Source organism: Collinsella sp. BG-O-102 (genome assembly GCF_023656745.1).
Taxonomy (GTDB): Bacteria; Actinomycetota; Coriobacteriia; order Coriobacteriales; family Coriobacteriaceae; genus Collinsella.
In genome coordinates this window covers 137,726-158,329 of sequence record NZ_JAMOKO010000002.1, presented here as the reverse complement: position 1 = coordinate 158,329, position 20,604 = coordinate 137,726, and the positions used below count along the sequence as shown (strand labels likewise).

Below are 20,604 nucleotides of genomic sequence, written 5' to 3'. Positions count from 1 at the left end.
TATGACATGAAAGAAGGGTCCCATTTGGGGCCCTTTTTTAATTAGAAGAATGTTAACTGGGGATTCGAACCCTCAAAAAAAGAGGCATCCTTTCGGACGCCTCCTTTCAGTGGGCTGATTATTCTTGCGCTCTACATCTCAGGAGCCTTGGCGACGGTCTCGCTCTCTGCCGCAAGTGGGCGGTTGTCGATGCGGCGGCCCAGGCGGTCGAGCTTCACAAGGAGCCATTCAATGGGATTCGGCCCTGTGCCTTCCTCGTCGGCAACCAGGTCCATGACGGCGACCTTGGTGCCGTCCTGCTTGAGCGTAACGCTGCCCACCTTGTCGCCCACATGCACCGTGCCCGAAAGATCGTCGTAGCTAACCTTTTCGGTCACCTCGCCGGCAAGGGAAAACACGGTCGCTTGCGCCGTGGGATCGGCGAGCGTGGCGTCGATTGTCTTATCCGTCCAATCTGTCTGGCTAATGCGTGCCATAAGCGGGTTGCCGTTGGCGGTCTTTTCCTGCGTGTTGGCGATTGCGACCGTCACCTTGTGACCGTAGTACCAATTGGCAAGGGTTGCGGTATCGGTAAAGCGCTGGTCGGTGGTGGTGGAGTTCAAAACGATGGTGTAGATCTCGTCGCCATCGCGGTTGTAGGCACCCGTAAAGCAATAGCCTGCATCATCGGTGGTGCCGGTCTTGCCACCGATGTTGCCATCTTGGCCCAGCAAATAGTTATGCGTGTCCATGGAATGCGAATGGTCGGTGCCGTCGGCGCCCGTGACCTCGATCCAGGAATCCTCGCTCGCTACGACCTCGCGGATCGTGTCGTTTTTCATGGCCTCCTGCATCATCAGCGCTACGTCGTGTGCGGTTGAGTGCATATCGCCAGCCCACTCATCAAAGTCCAGACCATGCGGGTTTTCAAAAAGCGTACCGGTGCAGCCGAGCTTCTTAGCGCGCTCGTTCATGGCCTTCACAAATGTGGCCTCGGCGTCTTTGGTCTTAGGGTCGATCTTCTTGCCCACATATTCGGCGAGCACGATGGCGGCGTCGTTGCCCGAGGGAATCATCAGGCCGCGCAGCGCCTGCTCCACGGTAAGCTTGTCGCCTTCGAGCAAGCCGGCGGTCGAATTGCCCACGGTGGCTGCGGCGTTGCTCACCGTGACCTTCTCGTCCATCTTGCAATTCTCGACGGTTAGGATTGCGGTCATGACCTTGGTGATTGAGGCAATCTTGACCTGCTCATCGGCGTCGCGGGCATAGTAGACGGTGCCGTCTTTGCCCATGACGAGGGCATTGGTCGCATCGATATCGGGCAGGTTTTCGGCCGTGATACCGCGCACATCGGCGGTTTTGCCGCAAACATTGTCGGTCGTGAGCACTTGGGCGCCGGCGACGGTGGGCACGCCAGCGGCAAGGGCGATAGCGCAGACAAAGCCGGCGGCAAGCTGGGCTGAGCGCTTTGCAAAAGGGGTGAGGGACTTCACGGATTTCGCTTTCGACGGGATGGTCTCTTCTGGAACTAGAGTATATCGTTTGCCGGCGTCGGCGATCATCGCGTGCGTGCGTGGCCCACATCCGCACCCGAACGGGCACAAGGGTGCTTAAGGCCGACTTAATCACCCACGCTTGTTGTGTGTGGCGTGCGTCGCCTCGGGCATAATGGAGCGCGAGAGGAGCACGCATGAACGAGCGCATACTGGTAGTTGATGACGAGAAGGCCATCGCCGACTTGGTTGGTATCTACCTTACAAAAGAGGGCTTTGATGTCCAGATTGCCTATAGCGGGGCCGATGCTGCCAAGGCAATCTTGGAGCAGGAGTTCGATTTGGCGCTGCTGGATGTCATGCTGCCCGATATCGATGGATTTGAGCTGCTGCGTACGATCCGTTCCAGCCATACCTATCCTGTGATCATGCTGACGGCGCGCGATGCCCAGCAAGACAAGATCGAGGGCCTTTCGCTTGGTGCGGACGATTACGTGGTTAAGCCGTTCCGCCCGCTGGAGCTCATCGCGCGTGTGCACGCTCAGCTTCGCCGCTACACCAGCTACGGTAGCCGTGCGCAGGCGGCCGAGTCGCCGACCATTCAGCTCGACGGCTTGGAGATCAACCGCGATGCTCGTTCCGTAACGGTGGACGGTGCACCGGTACGCCTCACACCCACCGAGTATTCAATCTTGCTGTATCTGGTCGAGCATCGCGGCAGCGTGGTGGCCGTGGAGGACCTGTTCCGCGCGGTATGGAACGAGGACTTTATGCCCGGCTCCAACAATACGGTGATGGTGCACATTCGCCACTTGCGCGAAAAGATCGGCGACGACGCACAAAAGCCGCGCTTTATCAAAAACGTCTGGGGCGTCGGCTACATCATCGAATAACGCTTTTCGCTTGTGAGGATCTTGATATGACAAAAGACGATAGGCAAGCGTTCGAGGTGCCCGATCGACTCTTTGAATACGTGAGGTCAGTCGTCGACAACCGCGCACTTGCAACGGTGCTGCTCTTTTTGTTGACCTTGCTGCTGATTGGCATTGATAACATCGCTGGAATCTTGGCGGTGCTGCTTGTCGGCTTTTTGCTGATCGATCGATTTGAGATCGTGCGCCGCTGCGTGGTGATTGGCGGCGCCGCGTGGGCCATGACGTTGGCGATCGGCGCCATGGCGCTCGGCGGCTTCGAAGGGCCGGTGCTGTTCGATGCCGGCTTTGTATTCAACATGCTTGGCTTTGTGCTGGCACTTGCCGTGTGCGTGCTGTTCTTGTGCGGCCGCGCCCTGTACTACCAGGGCTACGAGCAGGGCGAGCAGCATGCCGATTGTGTGCTGGCCGCTCGTATTCAAGATCGCCTGATCGATCACCCCGACACCTGGGATAACATCGACGGCGACTTCTTGGAGGTCGAGGGCGCCCTTAACCGCGTGCGTGACCGTGAGCGCAAGGTGCAGCAAGCTCTGCGTGACGAGTCGCATCGCAAGGACGATCTGGTCACGTACTTGGCACATGACCTACGCACCCCGCTTGCCAGTGTGGTGGGCTATCTTTCGCTGCTGCAAGAGGCTCCCGAGCTGCCGGTTGAGCAACGTGCGCACTTTACGGGCGTGGCGCTCGACAAGGCGCACCGGCTCGATGCGCTCATCGAAGAGTTCTTCGATATCACGCGCTTTGACTTCCACGATATCGTGCTCACGCGCGGCTATGTTGATCTGGGGTTGCTGCTGGCTCAGGTGGCTGACGAGTTCTATCCCATCCTCAACGAGCAGCATAAGGAAGTCCAAGTTGATATTCGCGAGGACCTGACGGTGCTCGTGGATGGCGACAAAATGGCTCGCGTGTTCAACAACATCATGAAAAACGCTATTGCCTATAGCTATGAGGGCTCGACCATCACGATCGAGGCCAGACGCCGGGACGGCGGTGGCGTGCGCGTGCGCTTTATCAATCAGGGCGATCCCATCCCTGAGGCAAAGCTCAAGGTGATCTTTGAGAAGTTCTATCGCCTGGATGCGGCGCGTGCGACCAATCGCGGCGGCGCTGGACTGGGGCTTGCCATCGCCAAGGAGATCGTATGCGCGCACGGCGGTACCGTTGCATGTGAATCGACGCCCGAACACACGATATTCACCATCGAGCTGCCCGCCGCATAGCCAGTGTGCCCTTACAAACACTTGACAATGCGCTCACGTGCATATGAGCCGCGATTCCTACTATCGATACTGCTGAATTGATATCGATGTGGAGGTATGCGGTATGACGGCTGCTGCGGCTGTGGAGCCCACGGAGCTTGAAGAACTCATGAAAGCGCAGGCCGAGGCCGCGCGCGAGCGCGAGGTTGGGGATGCGACTCGCCCCACGGCAGAGGATCTTGCCGCCTCGCCGACGCGTATCGATGTCGAGGGCCTCGACCTGTTCTATGGCGACCACCATGCGCTCAAGGACGTGAATATCAAGATCCGCGACAAGCAGATCACCTCGTTCATCGGGCCTTCGGGCTGCGGAAAGTCCACGTTGCTGCGCTGCTTTAACCGCATGAACGACGGCATCAAGGATTGCCGCATCGAGGGCAAGATTGCGCTCGATGGTCAAGATATCCTGGGCGACTACGACATCTGCCGCCTTCGCCAGCGCGTGGGCATGGTGTTCCAGCGCCCCAACCCGTTTCCCATGAGCATCTACGACAACGTCGCGTATGGTCCGCGCGGTATGGGTGTGCGCGATCGCGCTGCGCTGGATGAGCTGGTCGAGGACTCCCTTCGTCGCGCTGCGCTATGGGATGAGGTCAAGGACAAGCTCAAAGAGTCGGGTCTGGGCCTTTCGGGCGGCCAGCAGCAGCGTCTGTGCATCGCCCGCGCACTTGCCGTGCAGCCCGACATTCTGCTGATGGACGAGCCGACCTCGGCACTCGACCCTGTGTCGACGCTGGTGGTGGAGCAGCTGGCCTGCGAGCTCAAAGAGACCTGCACGCTCGTGGTCGTTACGCACAATATGCAGCAGGCGGCGCGTATCTCCGATTCGGTCGCATTCTTTTTGCTGGGTGAGCTGGTGGAGCACGCGCCCACCGCGCAACTCTTCAAGAATCCGACCGATCCGCGCACGGCGGATTATTTGACGGGACGTTTTGGCTGATACCATCTAGTAAAGGTACCTTTAGGGTTAAGATGCGGTCATGCCGGCCGCAAAGGGGTTCAACATGATCTATTACGTCGAGGACGATGACAACATCAGGGATTTGACGGTCTATGCACTGCGCAAGCAGGGGATTGAGGCCGAAGGCTTTTCGTGCGACGGTGAGTTTAAGGCTGCCGTGGCGCGACGGGTACCCGATGCCGTCCTGCTCGACATCATGCTGCCCGATACCGATGGCTTGGCGATTATGCGTCGACTGCGTGCCGATCGCCTGACGGCGACGGTGCCCATCATGATGCTTACCGCCAAGGATACCGAGCTCGACAAGGTGATGGCGCTCGATGGCGGTGCCGACGATTACCTGACTAAGCCGTTTTCGCTCATGGAGCTTGCGAGCCGCTGCCGCGCACTGCTGCGTCGCGGCGGCATGGTCAAGCAGGCGAGCGATGTGCTCAGCGTGGGCGACATCGTGCTCTCGCCCAGCCATCGCGAGGTGACCGTTGCCGGCGAGCCGCTTAAGCTCACCCTGCGCGAGTTCGACCTGCTCGAGTACCTCATGCGCAAGCCCGGCGTGGTCTTTACCCGCGAGTCGTTGCTGCAGAGCGTGTGGGGCTGGGACTTCGACGGCGGTTCGCGCACCGTTGACGTGCACGTGCAGACGCTTCGCCAAAAACTGGGCGAGCATGCCAGCGCCATCGAGACCGTGCGCGGCGTGGGCTACCGCTTGGCCGAGCCTTCTGCCGGTGATGGTGCCGAAGGTGACGACACCGCGGCCACCGCATCGGAGGAGTAACCCGTGGTCTTCGCCCCCCAGGGAAAACATACGCTGTCGCACCGCGTTTTTGTGACGATCTTTGTCTGCGCCATGGCGGTTATCGTGGCGTTTACGGTGCTGGGTGCGTTCTTTGTGCAAAACACCTTGGCGGATGCCACGAGTACCAATCTGGCGCAGGAAACCGAGCTCATTGCTGCCGCTCTCGACGAACAGCAGGAGCCCATCCCGTTCTTGCGTAGCCTTGATCGCGAGGACTTACGAATCACGCTGATTAACAAGGATGGATCGGTTGCCTACGACAACGAGGCGTCGCCTTCCACACTGCCCAACCATGGCGATCGCCCCGAGGTCATCGAGGCCTTTGAGAGTGGTTTGGGTTCCGCGGAGCGCGCAAGCTCTACGCTCGACGAGATTATGCTGTATCGCGCCGTCGCCCTTGATAACGGCCAGGTTGTCCGCTTGGCGCAGGCCCAGCCTGGCGTTACGGCGATTTTGCTGTCGATGGTGGCGCCGATGCTGCTTATCGCAGCAGCGGGTGCGGTACTCTCGTTTTTTATGGCGCGCCGCGAGTCCCGTGCCATCATCGCGCCGTTGCAAGAGGTGGATTTGGACCACCCACGCCGTAGCTATGAGCACGCCTATGCCGAGATGGTCCCCATGCTTGAGCGTATCGAGTCGCAGCGCCAGGAACTCAAGCGCCAAATGGCGGTGCTAGCGGACAACGACCGTATGCGCCGCGAGTTCACGGCGAATATCACCCATGAGCTCAAGACGCCGCTTACGGCGATTTCGGGCTATGCCGAGCTCATCGCAAACGGCATGGTCGAGGGCGAGGGCGACCTGCGCAACTTTGGCGGTCGCATCTATCGTGAGGCGGGCCGCTTGGCAGCGCTTGTCAACGATATCCTTACGCTGTCTAACTTGGACGAGGCCGAGCGTGCAACTGAGGGCGAGGCGGTGCCCATTGGTTCCACGGAGCCTATTGAGCTCTCGCGTGCCATCTACGCGGTTGAGCAGCGTCTTGAACAGGTCGCCCGTCAGGCGAATGTGACGATAAGTCATGAGACCAAGCCTGTGGTCATCGAAGGCGTGTCGCGCTTGATTGACGAGCTCATCTATAATCTGGCGAGCAACGCCATCCGCTACAATCGACCCGGCGGTGCGGTTACGCTGCAGTGCGGCACCAACGACGAAGGCCATCCGTTCCTTGCGGTCGCCGACACGGGAATCGGTATCGCGCCTGAAGAACAGGGCAAGGTATTTGAGCGGTTCTATCGCGTGGACAAGAGTAGGTCCAAGGCGCGCGGCGGAACCGGTCTGGGGCTTGCAATTGTCAAGCATGCGGCCCTGTATCATCACGCCACGCTCGATCTGTCGAGCGAGTTGGGCGTGGGAACCACCATTACGGTGACGTTTCCCATACGGCAGGACGAGCCATTCGCATAGCGATACAACATAGATATTGATGCAGACGCCGCATTTGACTTTCGGGTGCGGCGTTGTTGTGCAATTTTACGATTGCTTCCGACATTTTTACAGGAGAGCCTGTTTCTTATGTATAGAGTTTGGTCTCGGTAAAAAGATGCGATAACATACGGACAGTTTTGTCAATCCGAACTGGGGAAATGAAAGGCAAGCTGCATGACCCTTCTCGAACTGTTCCAGCTGCTGAAGAAGCACCTTCAGCTGGTCATCACCCTTCCGGTGGTCTGCGCGATCGCCATGGGCATCGTGTCCTTCGTTGCGATGGACAACACCTATACCGCGACGACGAGCATGTACATTCTCGCCAAGACCGACGATAGCGGTCAGATGAGCTACAACGATCTCTCGGCGAGTCAGATGCTTTCCAACGATATCGCCACGCTGCTGGATAGCGATAGCGTTAAGAGCGGCGCAGCCAATGAACTGGGCCTCACCGATCTGGATGACTACAAGGTGTCTGTTTCCTCCGAGACCACCACGCGTGTCATTACGCTTTCGGTTACCGGCACCGATGCCAAGGAGACGGCTAAGGTCGCAAAGGCCATGGCCAGCTCGGTGAGTACGGTCGCTCAGAACGTCGGCGCTGCCCAGAGCATCAACGTTATCGACGAGGCTAAGACCCCCGAAGCCCCCAGCGGCCCCAAGCGCACGCTGTATATTGCCGTCGCGTTCCTCGCCGGTATCTTTATCGCAGTCGCCTATGTCGTTTTGGCAGACATGCTCAATACCCGCATCCGCGGTGCCGAAGAGGCAGAAGAGCTCCTGGGCATTCCCGTTGTTGGCCGAATTCCGGCTATGAAAGGTGGTAAATAGGCATGGCTAAGGCAAAGAACACCGACAAGCTCGTTGTACAGAATGCCGCCAAGACCCTTCTGGCCAACATCCGCTTTGCGAGCGTGGACGACCCCATCCGCACCATCACCGTTACCTCCTCGATTCCCAACGAGGGCAAGTCTACGGTTTCCATTAACCTTGCTCAGGCAATCGCCACGAGCGGCAAGTCCGTGCTTCTGGTCGAGGCCGATATGCGCCGCAGGTCCCTTTCCGATATGCTCGGCGTTCGTTCGCGCGGCGGACTCTATGCGGTCCTTTCCGAGCAGATCTCCATTGACCAGGCAATTGTCGAGACGGGTCAGAAGAACTTCTACTTCCTCGATGCCGAGCCGCATATTCCCAATCCTGCCGACATCATCGTCTCTCACCGCTTTGCCAAGCTGGTAAAGGCACTGTCCGCCAAGTTCCAGTACGTCATCTTTGATGCTCCCCCGGTCGGCACCTTCATCGATGCTGCCGAGATTGCCAGCCTGACCGACGGTACGCTGTTCGTGGTGCGCGAGGACTTCACCAAGCGCGAGGAGGCACTCAACGCTATCGGCCAGCTTAAGAAGTCCGAAAAGGTCAAGCTCATCGGTACCGTTATGAACTACTGCGAGACCGAGACCAGCGAGTACTACTACTCCTACTACACCAAGGACGGTAAGAAGGTGAAGAAGGGCTCGGACGATCAGGGGACTTCCAAAAAGGGCATCTTCACCAACCGAGCAAACGTTTAGTTGATTAAGGCTGACCTATGCGTGACATTCATTGCCATATCTTGCCGGGTGTAGACGACGGCGCCGCCGATCTCGATGAGAGCTTGGCGATGCTCGAGGCTGCCAAGCGGGCCGGTGTAACCAGAATTGTTTGCACTCCTCACTGCCGTGATCCCTATTTTGATTACGACAAGATGTGGGATGCCTTTGAACTGCTGCGTGATAACGCTGACGGTTTTCCGCTCCAGATGGGCTTCGAGGTCAACCATCGAAAGCTCGTTGAACTTGGTATCGATGCCGCGGAGCACTTGCATTTCGATGGAACCAACGAGTTTCTGCTCGAGCTTTCGACGCATGCCGATGCGTATGCGTTTAGAGAGTACGAGAACACGATTTACGATTTGCAGTGCCGTGGCTACCAGGTGATCATCGCTCATCCTGAGCGCTATCGTGCGGTTCAAAAGGATGTAAGCGTGGCGGAGCGCCTGGTCGATATGGGCTGCAAGCTGCAGGCTTCGGCGGACTTTATTGCCGGCGGTCGCTTTGGTCGCGAAAAAAAGCCGGCACAGCGCCTGTTCGATCAGAACCTGTACAGCTTCATCGCGAGCGATGCCCATAACGTGGGTCATTACGACTGCCTGGCGAAGGCTCGCGCGAAGTTTAGCGTGCGCGGAGCTCATTTTCGCTAATATCTGTCCCTAACGTTCGCATTGAATGAAAGGGCAGCCATGGATATCCAACTTAAGACGGGATGCTTTGATGACGCGGCGTTGGTGCGCCGCGTCGTTTTTATGGACGAGCAGGGCTACGAGAATGAGTTCGACGCTATCGACGAGGATCAGAACTGCATTCATGTGACGCTCTATGTAGACGGCGAGCTTGCCGGTTGCTCGCGCGTGTTTCCCGAGGAGCTTGAGCGCGTGGCTGACGCAGAGGCCCCGGTGTTGCCGGCATGCGACATGGACGAAGGCGTTGCGGCGGGGGAGGCCTACATTATGGGGCGCGTCGCCGTGCTGCCGGCTATGCGTCGTCGCGGACTGGCGAGTGCGATCGTCGAGGCCAGTGCTTCGTGTGCACGCGATGCCGGCGCTAAGCTTATTAAGCTGCATGCGCAGGAATACGTGTTGCCGCTCTATGCAAAGGCGGGCTACACGCAAATTGCCCCGGTAGATTACGAAGACGAGGGCCAGCCCCATGTCTGGATGGCCAAGCGCGTAGATGGCAGATAGGGACGTTCCTTTTCTGCCGGCAGCTGGGGACACTCCTTGGCAATTGACGCATTGGAGCGCTCGGACATACAGTTTTTCGATTCCGTATGTATATATGCGCGCTATTGGGTTATAAAATCTAAGTCTGAACATAGCAGGTCTGCGATGCGGCTCGGGCAACCGGGCCGTTTTTGCGGACGGGGGTAGCGCGAAAGGACTGCACATGCGTCAATTTAAGACCGAGAGCAAAAAACTGCTCGACCTCATGATCAACTCCATCTACACCAATAAGGAAATCTTCCTGCGCGAGCTTATCTCTAACGCGAGCGACGCCGTCGACAAGCTCAACTTTAAGAGCCTGCAGGATCCGAGCGTCAAGATCAACCAGGGCGACCTGGCCATTCGCGTCTCCTTTGATAAAGACGCCCGCACCATTACCATCTCGGATAACGGCATTGGCATGACCGCCGAGGAGCTCGAGCGCAATCTGGGCACCATCGCCCATTCCGGCTCCGAGGAGTTTAAGACCGAGAACGCCGAGCAGCAGGGCTCCGATGTCGACATCATCGGCCAGTTTGGCGTGGGCTTCTACTCGGCTTTTATGGTCGCCAGCCATGTGAAGGTCGTCAGCCGCGCCTACGGCGAGGATGTCGCCCATGTGTGGGAATCCGACGGTCTTGAGGGCTACACCATCGAGGACGGCGAGCGTGCCGAGCACGGTACCGATGTCATCCTGACGCTGCGCGAGAACGAGAAGCTCGATGCCGACGGCGAGGCCGAGACCTACGATCGCTTCCTGACCGAGTGGGGCCTCAAGAGCCTAATTCAGCAGTACAGTAACTATGTGCGTTACCCGATCCAGATGATGGTGTCCAAGAGCCGCCAGAAGCCCAAGCCCGAGGATGCTGGCGATGACTACACGCCCGAGTACGAGGACTACCAGGAGCTCGAGACCGTCAACTCCATGACGCCGATCTGGAAGAAGCACAGCTCCGATGTCGAGCAGAAGGACTACGACGAGTTCTACAAGTCCACGTTCCACGACTTTGACGATCCTGCGCGCACCATCAGCTTCCATGCCGAGGGCACGCTCGAGTACGATGCCCTGCTGTTTGTGCCGGGCCGCGCGCCGTTCGATCTGTACAGCAAGGATTACGAGAAGGGTCTGGCACTCTACAGCTCCAACGTCCTGATCATGGAGAAGTGCGACGACCTGCTGCCCGACTACTACAACTTTGTCCGCGGCGTCGTGGATTCCGCCGATGTGTCGCTCAACATCTCGCGTGAGACGCTGCAGCAGAACCGTCAGCTCAAGGCCATCGCCAAGCGTGTGGAAAAGAAGATCACCGCCGACCTTGAGGATATGCGTGACAACGACCGCGAGGCCTACGAGAAGTTCTTTGAGAACTTTGGCCGCGGTCTTAAGTACGGCATCTACTCGAGCTATGGCATGAAGGCCGATGAGCTCGCCGATCTGTTGCTGTTCTGGTCTGCCAAGGAACAGAAGATGATTACCCTGGCCGAGTATGCCAAGGGCATGCCCGAGGATCAGAAGGCCATCTACTACGCCGCCGGCGACTCGCGTGAGCGCTTGGCCAAGATGCCCGTGGTAAAGGGCGTGCTCGACCGCGGCTATGACGTGCTGCTGCTGACGCAGGACGTGGATGAGTTCACCTTCCAGGCTATGCGTGAGTACGTTGCCGCTGATATGCCCAAGATCTACGAGGACGATGCTGCCCGCGAGGCTGCCGAGAAGGCTGTGGCCGACGGTGCCGAGCCCGAGGTCGAGGATCGTCATCTAGAGCTCAAGAACGTTGCGACCGGTGATCTTGACCTGGCGACCGAGGACGAGAAGAAGGAGGCCGAGGACGCCACCAAGGAAAACGAGGACCTCTTTAGCGCTATGAAGGAGGCGCTCGGTGACAAGGTCGAGAAAGTTGCCGTCTCCGCGCGCCTGACCGATGCCCCCGCTTGCATCACCACCGAGGGCCCGCTTTCGCTTGAGATGGAGAAGGTGCTCCAGAAGGGACCCGAGGGCGCGCCCGACGGTATGCCCAAGAGCCAGCGCGTGCTCGAGCTCAACGCCAAGCACCCGGTCTTTGCCAAGCTCGTCGCTGCTCAGAAGGCGGGCGACACTGACAAGATCAAGCAGTACTCAGGCTTGCTCTACGATCAGGCCCTGCTGGTCGAGGGCATCCTCCCCGAGGACCCCGTGGCCTTCGCGGCGGCTGTTTGCAACTTGATGTAGTTCGGGGATACGGCACCGTAACTAGATTAGAACGAGAGTGGATAATCTCCCACTTTTGGCTCGAATGCGGGCTTGAAGTGGGAGATTTTCCACTCTCGTTTCCTTTTGAATGATCCCTTCGTCCCCAAGGGATCATTTATTTGTGCGGGTTGTGGTTTTGTGACCTGCTGAAATTTAGGATACTGTACATCTGTACGTTAACTCATCTTCGTAGTATATTGCTACCCGCAAAACTCAACACCATTGTGCTTTGAGACGTTAAAGCGCCTACTACAATGGTTGTCGATAGTACGATTCGATTTAACGACAGGATGGATGGTCCAAGCGTGAGTCTCGGCAGCAAACTATCCAATGCAAAGGTGTCCTTTGCGATATTTAAGCGCGACATTAAGCGACTGCTTGTGAACCCCGTCGCCCTGGTGGTTACCCTAGGCGTGTGCGTTATTCCCTCGCTGTATGCCTGGTATAACATCGTGGCAAACTGGGATCCGTATGGAAACACCCAAGGCATCAAGATTGCTATCGCCAACAACGATCGAGGCACCCAAAACGACTTGGTGGGTGAGCTCAACGCTGGCGACAAAGTGGTCGACCAGCTCAAGGAGAATCATCAGTTGGGCTGGACGTTCGTCGACTCGACGGCCGATGCCAAGGAGGGCGTCGAGAGCGGCGAGTACTATGCCGCTATCGTGATTCCCAAGAACTTCTCGGATAACCTGGTTTCGATGCTCGACGGCAACTACCATCAGCCCAAGCTCACGTACTACGTCAATGAGAAGAAGAGCGCCATTGCGCCCAAGGTTACCGATACCGGTGCAAACACCATCGAGGAGCAGATCAACTCGGAATTTGTCTCTACGGTAGGCAAGACTGTTGCCGGTATCGCCAAGGATGCCGGTGTCGATTTAAAGGACAAGGCAACCCAGACTCAGGACTCGCTGGCAAGTTCGGTGTCCGAGGCGTCCGACACCTTGGGCGAGGTGCGCGATTCGATTGGCGATATGAATGCCGCCATCGATAAGACGAGCGGCGCTATCGCCTCGGCTGATGCGGCACTTGCCGGCTTGCAAGGCCAGGCACCGTCGCTGACGCAGGCGATCTCCCAGGGCAACGACCTGCTGAGCGAAGCTCGCACCACGGCGGGCAACTCCATCACCTCGCTCTCCAAGGCGCTCTCGGAAGGCAGCCTTGCGCTCACCAAGACGTCGGCCTCTGCGAACGCTGCCATCGGCAAGCTGACGGGCGCGGTCACATCTACGACCACCCGTATCGACAACTCGCTCGAGTCTCTTCAAGCGACGATCGACCACAATAAGGCCGTTATCGGGCACTTGGAGATTCTCGCCAATGACACGTCGACAGGTTCCGAGGAAATTGACGCGCGCATTGTATCGACCATCGATTTGCTTCGAGAGCAGAATGAAAAGCTTCAGAGCATCAAGGACGGTCTGTCCGCGCAGTCGAGCGCCATGGCGAATGACGCAGCGGCTGTTTCGGGTGCCAGTGACGCTATCAATAACGCAATTCATACCGGTGCGACCAACCTTGGCCAAGCCCAGACGGACTTGGGCCAAAACGCGCTGCCGAAGGCCTCGAGCGCGCTCGACTCTTTTGCTGCCGTTTCGGGCGACCTGACCGGTATCGTCTCGGGTATGACACCTACACTTGCAAATGCGCGCGGCACGTTGGCGCAGCTTAGCGCTACGCTCGGCCAGGCCAAGACCACGCTGTCCCAGACCGATTCCTCGCTTGCCAAGGTCCAGGACAAGCTTGCAACCGCCGCCAATGACATCGCGGCGCTGCAGACCTCCGAGTCCATGGGCGAGCTGGCCGATCTGATGGGCGTCGATGTCAATGACGTGGCAGATTTCATGGCATCTCCGGTTGAGCTCGCGTCCAAGTCGATCTATCCGGTTAAGAGCTTCGGCTCGGGCATTGCCCCGTTCTATACCAACCTGGCGCTTTGGGTGGGCGGCTACGTGCTTATCGCCATCTACAAGCTCGAGGTCGATCGCGAAGGCATCGGCAGCTTTACCGCGCGTCAGGGCTACTTTGGCCGCTGGTTGCTCCTGGTGATCCTGGGCGCGTTGCAGGCCATCATCGTTACGGTAGGCGATCTGGTGATTGGCGTGCAGTGCGTCAGCCCGCTGCTGTTCGTGCTGGGCGGCATCGCCATTTCGTTCACCTACGTCAATATCATCTATGCGCTGTCCACCACGTTTAAGCATATCGGCAAGGCTATCGGCGTCATTCTCGTCATCGTGCAGATCCCGGGTTCGTCGGGCATGTACCCCATCGAGATGATGCCCGGCTTCTTCCAGTGGCTGCACCCGCTGCTGCCCTTTACCTACGGCATCAATCTGCTGCGCGAGACGGTCGGCGGCATGTATTCGTTCAACTACCTGTTCAACCTGTGCATTCTGGGCGTGTTCTTGATCGTGGCGCTCTTTATCGGCCTGCAGCTGCGTCCGCTGCTGCTCAACCTTAACCTGCTCTTTGATAAGCAGCTTTCCACGACGGGCCTCATGATCTGCGAGTCCAACGACCTGCCGCGCCAGCGCTATTCGCTGCGCACGGCCATGCGCGTCATGCTCGATTCCGATTCGTACCGTCGCGAGCTGCTCGATCATGCCGTGGCGTTTGAGCATCGCTACCCGTACTACATCAAGGGCGGTTTTGCTGCCGTGGTAGGCGTGCAGGTCCTGCTCTTTGTGCTCTCGACGGTGCTCGATATCGACAATAACGGCAAGATTATCCTGCTCGTTATCTGGATCATTTCGGTTATCGCCATCTGTGGCTGGCTCATCAACATCGAGTACATCCGTGCGAGCCTCAATACCCAGATGCGTATCTCGGCGCTTTCGGACGAGGACCTTCGCCGCGAGATGCGCGAGCACACGGCTGCCATCCCTGCTGCCCGTCGCATGTTTGGTCTCAACGCCAGCGAGCGGGGCACCAAGGACAGCGAACAGCCCACGAGCCGTCTGCCGCATATCGGTGCGCATCGTAAGGCTCAAGATGTCGACGACGTTGACAACGTAAGCGGAAACGACGGGGACACCACCCCGCTTGGCAAGCACTCTAAAGGAGGTGAGGCATAAATGAAAAACATCCTGCACCTGTTTAAGCGCGATGTCCAAAACGTGTCCCGCTCCGTGATCGGCTTGGTTGTTGTGATGGGCCTGATCATCGTGCCGTGCCTGTACGCGTGGTTTAACATCGCCGGAAGCTGGGATCCCTACGGCAATACCGGCAACCTTAAAATTGCAGTGGTCAACACTGACGAGGGCTACGAGAGCGATCTGATTCCCGTCGAGGTCAACGTGGGCGAAAACGTAACCGCCACCCTGCGCGGCAACGAGAACTTCGACTGGGTCGTCCTCAACGACCGCGATAAGGCGATTGAGGGCGTTAAGTCGGGCGCATACTATGCGGCCGTTGTTATCCCTAAAAGTTTTAGCGCAGACATGATGACGCTCTTCTCGACCGACGTGAAGCACGCCGATATCGAGTTCTATGAGAACCAGAAGGCCAACGCCATCGCACAGATCGTGACCGAGAAGGGCTCGAGCGCCGTCCAGAGCCAGGTCAACGAGACCTTTACCAAGACCATTACGACTATCGGCCTTAAGACCGTGTCCAGCCTGCTCGACTATATGAGCACCGACCAGGTGAGCAACTTTATCGCCAATCTGTCCTCTACACTGGGCGATTCGGTCGAGGACCTGCAGGACGTTCAGGCGAGCGCGACGTCACTCGCGGGCATTTTGAGCTCTACGTCCGATTCGTTGACATCGGCGGGTGGCATGCTCAAGCAGACGGGCACCGTTGATGAGTCGACGAAGCAGCTGATGGAGCACGCCAAGAACGGAATCAATGATTCCAAGGAAGCGCTCAAGGCCGCCAGCGATGCCGTTGACGCGGCGATTGACGGAAGCGCGGGCTCGTTCGACAACGTGTCCGCCGAGCTTGCGAAGGCATTCGATGCCGCGAATCAGCATGTTGACCTTACGGTGTCTCAGCTCAACGAAGCCGCAGCGGCGCTCAATACGCGTGCTGACGATATCGATGCGATGGCCGATCGGCTCCGCAACCTTGCCGACCAGGTGAGTGATGACAAGCTCAAAGACGGCCTCAAGTCCGCTGCGACGTCGCTGGGCAGAATTGCCGCGGAGTACCGTAACAATGCGAAGGACCTGACGGCGACCGCAAAGTCCCTTTCGGGCAGCATGGCGGAGGTCAACAATTCGCGTGCCGAGGTCGACCAGGCCATCGCCGATGCCAAGGCGGGTATCTCGGGTGCCAAGTCCGACTACGATTCTACGTTCTCGGTTAAGGCCAAGGAGCTCAAGAAGACCATTTCGGGCGTTCTGGATTCCCTGAACGGTATCTCGGGTGACTTGGATAGCGCCGTGAGCGGTCTGACCGACGCCTCTGGTTCGCTCGCGAAGGGTCTCTCCAAGGCTGCAAAGCTGGTCAACAAGGCTTCCAATCAGCTGGGCGAGGCGTCGGACAAGATCAGTGCCTTTAAGGACGAGCTTGATAGCGCTCTGATCTCGGGTGACCTGGCCATGATTAAGACAATGATTGGCAGCGACCCCGAGGGCCTCGCCGTGTCGCTTTCCGGCCCCGTTGCGCTCGATCGCAAGCCGGTCTATCCGATCCGCAACTACGGCTCGGCTATGGCGCCGTTCTACACGATTCTGTCGCTATGGGTCGGCTCGATCGTACTGGCGGCCATGATGAAGGTTTCGGTTGACGATGAGCTTATCAACGAGCTCATCCCCGTGCGCCTGCACGAGATCTACCTGGGTCGCTACCTGTTCTTTGGCGGTCTGGCTCTGCTGCAGGCAACGCTCGTGTGCGCGGGCGACATTCTGTTCTTTGGCATCCAGTGCGACAATCCCCTGCAGTTTGTGCTGGCGGGCTGGGTCGCGAGTCTAGTGTTCTCCAATATCGTCTACACGCTTACGGTATCGTTTGGAGATATCGGCAAGGCCCTCGCCGTCGTGCTGCTGGTCATGCAGGTCGGCGGTTCGGGCGGTACGTTCCCCATCGAGATGACCGGCCCCGTGTTCCAGGCGATCTACCCGTTCCTGCCGTTTACTCACGGCATCAACGCCATGCACGCCGCCATGGCCGGTGCCTACCATATGGAGTACTGGATTGAGCTGGGTATCTTGGCGAGCTACCTGATTCCGTCGCTGGCCCTGGGCGTCGTCTTCCGCCGTCCGGTTATCAAAGCTAACGACTGGATCATCGAAAAGCTGGAGAGTACTAAATTAATCTAGCGCAACAATGTAAACGCTGATGCTGCGGCAATGTCAGCGAGCGAGCCGCATTTGCGCCAAGGTGACGTGAAATGAAAGGGCGCTGACCTTCTGGTCGCGCCCTTGAAATTGAACGTCAGATTGGTGTGAATGCGGCTCGCGCAGCGTCGGCCGGTCCGCCGTTCGGTAGAACGGCGGAACAAAACGCTTTAGTGGGCTGGATTGCACGGGTTGCTTGGTTGTTGCTACAGTAGCGGGGCGTGCCGGGGGTCCGGCGCGTCCCGTTTTTATTTGACCATGAGGCGGCACGCAGCCTTACGCGTGCGGACACCACGCCCAGTTTGAGTGTGAGGATGTTCCATGGCCCAATACGCTGCCAACGAAATCGAAAACTTGCCCGATAGCCCTGTTGCTCGCGAGGACCTAGGCGCGGGCGGCACCTCCCGCGGCGCCGGCGCTCGCTCGCCGCTGTTCTGGAAAGTTCTGCTGCTTTCGGTGGCGATTATCTGGGGCTACTCCTTTACCACTATGAAGGATGCGCTCGACACCATTCCGGTGTTCGAGCTGCTCTATGTACGCTTTCTGCCCGCAGCGTTGGTCATGTTTGCCGTCTTCCACAAGCGCATCATTGCACATTTCAACGCTCGCAACCTGATCGTTGGCCTGAGTATGGGCGTGCTCATGTGGGCGGCCTATGCGTTGCAGACGGTCGGTCTGGCACATACTACGGCGGGCAAGAATGCTTTTTTGACGGGCACGTACTGCATCCTTGTGCCGTTCGCGAGCTATTTTCTGAGCGGCGAAAAACTCACCCGCTATAACCTGGGCGCGGCACTGCTGTGCTTGGCGGGCATTGGTTTGGTGGCGCTCGATAGCGTTGAATTCAACATCGGTGACGTCATTACGCTGGCGGGTGCGGTCTTTTTCGCCATCCAGATGGCGGTGACTGCCAAGTACGGTCGCAAAATGGACATCAACGTCATCACGTTTTGGATGTTTGTGGGCAACGGCGTGCTGAGCCTGGCAACGTCGCTGCTATTCGAGACCCAAGCGCCTCTGTCCGTGTGGACGCCGAGCTTTATCACTGCGATGGCGTTTCTCTCGGTGGGCTGCACATGCGTGGCTCTGCTCATCCAAAACGTCGGCCTGGCGCATGTCCCGGCCTCGACGGGCTCGCTGCTCCTTTCGATGGAGTCGCCTTCGGGTGTGCTGTTCTCGGTGCTGCTGATGGGGGAGGCGCTCACCTCGCGCCTGCTCGCCGGCTTCGCGCTCATCTTCCTGTCGATTATCTTGAGCGAGACTCACTTCGATTTTTTGCGTCGAAAGCCGCGCCCGCAATTGTAAACAACTTGTTGCGCCGCCCTCCCGGGGCGGCATTTTTTATGCCTCGCCCTTAAAGTAGTACCTTGCACTTTATGCTATCAAAGTGCTTGCTGCAAAAACGATACTGGAGGGCATCTATGGCACCAGCTTTGTCCGATCTTCAACCGCAATCAGCGCCCAAGGCCACCGCAGCGGCGCAGACCGCTATCGGTGACGGTCTTGTTGCAGAAGCTCAGGCTTTTGCAGACGAGCTCGCTGCGTGGCGACACGATCTACACCAGATGCCCGAGCTGGGTAATAGCCTCCCACAGACCTCTGCGTATATCCAAGCGCGCCTGACCGAGATGGACATCCCGTTTGCCACGCTCGTCGATGGTTCCTGCGTTGTGGGCCTTGTCGGCGCCGGTGCCGCCGCGGCCCAGGGTAATGGCGTCTGCACGAATGAGCAGGCCGGTACGGTCATCATGCTCCGTGGCGACATGGACGCCCTGCCCGTTGCCGAGGAATCCGGCGAGCCCTTTGCATCCACCAACGGCTGCATGCACGCTTGCGGTCACGATATGCACGCGACGGCGCTGCTTGGTGCGGCTCGTATGCTCAAAGCGCGCGAGGCAGAGCTTGTTGATGCCAACGCCACGGTTAAGTTGCTGTTCCAGCCGGGCGAGGAAACCTTTGAGGGTGCCCGCGCCGCCATCGCCGACGGTCTGCTGCAGAACCCGCGTCCTCAGGTCGCCTTTGCCATGCATGTCAATAGCCAGTCGCCGCTTGGTTTGGTGCTCTACGGCAGCCCGGCGCTCTCGGGCGTGTACGGTTTTCGCATCACGCTTCAAGGCAAGGGCGGCCATGGCTCGAGCCCCGAGATTTGCATCGACCCCATCACGGCCGGCGTGCATGTGCATCTGGCACTTCAGGAGCTCATCTCCCGCGAGGTGCCGGCGGCCAAGGAAGTCGCACTTACCGTTGGTAAGTTTGCCGGCGGCTTGGCGGCCAACGTCATCCCCGACACCTGCGTGCTTGAGGGAACGCTGCGCGGCTTTGATGTTGAGCTCATGGAGCACCTAAAGACCCGCATCGCGGAGGTCGTTAACGGCGTTGCCGCAACATATCGTACGCCGGCGACCATCGAGACGCTTTCGGATGTTCCGCCGCTTGTACTCGACAGCGATATGACTCAGGCGTCGCTTGGCTACGTGGGCGCAGTGCTGCCCAAGGTGGCTTTCTTGCCGCTTTTCCATGCCATGGCGAGTGAGGACTTTGCGCTTATCTCGAGCGAGATTCCGAGTGCGTACTTTACCGTGGGCGCGGCCGTAACCGACACGGACGAACACTTTGCCCAGCACCATCCCAAGGCACGTTTTAACGATGCCGAGCTTCCTCTCGGCGCCGCGGCCTATACCGCCGTCGCTTTGGGCTATATCGCCGACCACCGGTAGCACCCAACCTTGCCTTTCAAGCCTGCGGGCATGGCCGTAAGGCCTATGCCCTTGTCTTTCAAGGCAATCTTGGGCACTACCGGCGCCCGGCGCCGGCTATTCGTTTGTTAAATAAGGAGCAGTATGTCCCAGCAGCGTAAGTTCTTCCCCGGCTGGCTCGTTGTGACCTCCGGCTTCGTGATCATGGCCACGTGCTACACGATTTTCGTCAACTGCATGAGCCTGTTCCAGCCGCTGATCGTCAGCGACCTGGGCATTTCCCTTGCGCAGTACAACATCTCCAATGCCATCTCCACCGTGGTGAGTGTCGTGGGTTCGCTCGTTATCGGCCATGTTGCCGATAAGGTGAGTGGCCGCGTATTGGGCTCGCTTACCGTTATCGCCACCTCGACGGTGCTCGCGGGCATGAGCTTTGTGGGTGAGCTTTGGCAGGTCTATGTGCTCTTTGCCGTCTCGGGCTCCTTTGCGAGCACCTGGATCGTGTGCCTGGCGTGCTCCGTGGTCATGCTCGTGTTCCTGCTGGCATCCGAGCCCATCGCCGCCAAGCTGCGCGCGAGCGTGGCGGGGGAGTAGGTAGGCCAAAGCGCATCGCCGCTTGTCCGCTTCGTCCGCGGCGGCGCGTCTGGCCGAACGAGTCCCCATACCCTCGTTCGGTCAGGCGCGCCGCCGCGTTGCTGCTTTGTGCCGTATAATGTCCACTACCTATGACGCGATACAAAAG

Annotated in this window: 16 protein-coding genes; 15 read left to right on the top strand and 1 reads right to left on the bottom strand. The window is 58.6% G+C overall.

All coding sequences use genetic code 11. The features are described from left to right. Window positions 1-131: 131 nt before the first annotated feature. On the bottom strand, window positions 132-1,472 hold the full coding sequence (locus NBH09_RS01810) for a D-alanyl-D-alanine carboxypeptidase family protein (protein WP_250786887.1): 1,341 nt from the start codon (window positions 1,470-1,472) through the stop codon (window positions 132-134). A 197-nt stretch (window positions 1,473-1,669) separates the two neighbouring features. Between NBH09_RS01810 and NBH09_RS01805 the strand changes: the two genes are divergently transcribed. The 15 genes from NBH09_RS01805 (at window position 1,670) to NBH09_RS01735 (ending at window position 20,456) form a co-directional block, all read left to right on the top strand. Further along, window positions 1,670-2,365 (top strand): response regulator transcription factor, encoded by a 696-nt coding sequence (locus NBH09_RS01805; RefSeq protein WP_250786886.1) that lies wholly within the window; start codon window positions 1,670-1,672, stop codon window positions 2,363-2,365. Between the two features lie 26 nt (window positions 2,366-2,391). Further along, on the top strand, window positions 2,392-3,630 hold the full coding sequence (locus NBH09_RS01800; RefSeq protein WP_250786885.1) for a sensor histidine kinase: 1,239 nt from the start codon (window positions 2,392-2,394) through the stop codon (window positions 3,628-3,630). A 103-nt stretch (window positions 3,631-3,733) separates the two neighbouring features. After that, entirely contained in the window at window positions 3,734-4,609 is an 876-nt protein-coding gene (gene pstB, locus NBH09_RS01795; RefSeq protein ID WP_215694906.1) for a phosphate ABC transporter ATP-binding protein PstB, read from the top strand. Window positions 4,610-4,673: 64 nt separating this feature from the next. Continuing rightward, complete coding sequence (locus tag NBH09_RS01790) at window positions 4,674-5,402, top strand: response regulator transcription factor (RefSeq protein WP_089572665.1); 729 nt, start codon at window positions 4,674-4,676, stop codon at window positions 5,400-5,402. A 3-nt stretch (window positions 5,403-5,405) separates the two neighbouring features. Next, window positions 5,406-6,830, top strand: a complete 1,425-nt coding sequence (locus NBH09_RS01785; protein ID WP_250786884.1) for a sensor histidine kinase — start codon at window positions 5,406-5,408, stop codon at window positions 6,828-6,830. A gap of 195 nt (window positions 6,831-7,025) precedes the next feature. Then, window positions 7,026-7,682 carry a YveK family protein gene (locus NBH09_RS01780; RefSeq protein WP_055309656.1) on the top strand — a complete coding sequence of 219 codons (657 nt, stop codon included), beginning with the start codon at window positions 7,026-7,028 and terminating at the stop codon, window positions 7,680-7,682. Window positions 7,683-7,684: 2 nt separating this feature from the next. Continuing rightward, window positions 7,685-8,422, top strand: coding sequence for a CpsD/CapB family tyrosine-protein kinase (locus tag NBH09_RS01775; protein ID WP_055309657.1), 738 nt, complete (start codon window positions 7,685-7,687; stop codon window positions 8,420-8,422). A gap of 17 nt (window positions 8,423-8,439) precedes the next feature. Further along, on the top strand, window positions 8,440-9,090 hold the full coding sequence (locus NBH09_RS01770) for a tyrosine-protein phosphatase (RefSeq protein ID WP_022094060.1): 651 nt from the start codon (window positions 8,440-8,442) through the stop codon (window positions 9,088-9,090). Between the two features lie 39 nt (window positions 9,091-9,129). Beyond that, window positions 9,130-9,630: a GNAT family N-acetyltransferase gene (locus NBH09_RS01765; RefSeq protein ID WP_138114010.1), complete on the top strand. Its 501-nt coding sequence runs from the start codon at window positions 9,130-9,132 to the stop codon at window positions 9,628-9,630. A 202-nt stretch (window positions 9,631-9,832) separates the two neighbouring features. Further along, the gene (htpG, locus tag NBH09_RS01760; protein WP_250786883.1) at window positions 9,833-11,857 is read left to right on the top strand and encodes a molecular chaperone HtpG; all 2,025 of its coding nucleotides are present in this window, start codon (window positions 9,833-9,835) and stop codon (window positions 11,855-11,857) included. Window positions 11,858-12,183: 326 nt separating this feature from the next. Next, entirely contained in the window at window positions 12,184-14,958 is a 2,775-nt protein-coding gene (locus tag NBH09_RS01755) for a YhgE/Pip domain-containing protein (RefSeq protein ID WP_250786882.1), read from the top strand. Continuing rightward, window positions 14,959-17,148 (top strand): YhgE/Pip domain-containing protein, encoded by a 2,190-nt coding sequence (locus NBH09_RS01750; protein WP_195245838.1) that lies wholly within the window; start codon window positions 14,959-14,961, stop codon window positions 17,146-17,148. Between the two features lie 339 nt (window positions 17,149-17,487). After that, entirely contained in the window at window positions 17,488-18,471 is a 984-nt protein-coding gene (locus NBH09_RS01745; RefSeq protein ID WP_138374568.1) for a DMT family transporter, read from the top strand. A 116-nt stretch (window positions 18,472-18,587) separates the two neighbouring features. Continuing rightward, window positions 18,588-19,883 (top strand): M20 family metallopeptidase, encoded by a 1,296-nt coding sequence (locus NBH09_RS01740; RefSeq protein WP_138374569.1) that lies wholly within the window; start codon window positions 18,588-18,590, stop codon window positions 19,881-19,883. A gap of 123 nt (window positions 19,884-20,006) precedes the next feature. Continuing rightward, window positions 20,007-20,456, top strand: a complete 450-nt coding sequence (locus NBH09_RS01735; RefSeq protein ID WP_175406112.1) for an MFS transporter — start codon at window positions 20,007-20,009, stop codon at window positions 20,454-20,456. The last annotated feature ends 148 nt before the right edge of the window (window positions 20,457-20,604 follow it).

Coding starts and splice junctions, on each gene's coding strand:
- NBH09_RS01805 (WP_250786886.1), top strand. CDS start 1,670: ATGAACGAGCGCATACTGGTAGTTGATGACGAGAAGGCCATCGCCGAC.
- NBH09_RS01800 (WP_250786885.1), top strand. CDS start 2,392: ATGACAAAAGACGATAGGCAAGCGTTCGAGGTGCCCGATCGACTCTTT.
- pstB (WP_215694906.1), top strand. CDS start 3,734: ATGACGGCTGCTGCGGCTGTGGAGCCCACGGAGCTTGAAGAACTCATG.
- NBH09_RS01790 (WP_089572665.1), top strand. CDS start 4,674: ATGATCTATTACGTCGAGGACGATGACAACATCAGGGATTTGACGGTC.
- NBH09_RS01780 (WP_055309656.1), top strand. CDS start 7,026: ATGACCCTTCTCGAACTGTTCCAGCTGCTGAAGAAGCACCTTCAGCTG.
- NBH09_RS01775 (WP_055309657.1), top strand. CDS start 7,685: ATGGCTAAGGCAAAGAACACCGACAAGCTCGTTGTACAGAATGCCGCC.
- NBH09_RS01770 (WP_022094060.1), top strand. CDS start 8,440: ATGCGTGACATTCATTGCCATATCTTGCCGGGTGTAGACGACGGCGCC.
- NBH09_RS01765 (WP_138114010.1), top strand. CDS start 9,130: ATGGATATCCAACTTAAGACGGGATGCTTTGATGACGCGGCGTTGGTG.
- htpG (WP_250786883.1), top strand. CDS start 9,833: ATGCGTCAATTTAAGACCGAGAGCAAAAAACTGCTCGACCTCATGATC.
- NBH09_RS01750 (WP_195245838.1), top strand. CDS start 14,959: ATGAAAAACATCCTGCACCTGTTTAAGCGCGATGTCCAAAACGTGTCC.
- NBH09_RS01745 (WP_138374568.1), top strand. CDS start 17,488: ATGGCCCAATACGCTGCCAACGAAATCGAAAACTTGCCCGATAGCCCT.
- NBH09_RS01740 (WP_138374569.1), top strand. CDS start 18,588: ATGGCACCAGCTTTGTCCGATCTTCAACCGCAATCAGCGCCCAAGGCC.
- NBH09_RS01735 (WP_175406112.1), top strand. CDS start 20,007: ATGTCCCAGCAGCGTAAGTTCTTCCCCGGCTGGCTCGTTGTGACCTCC.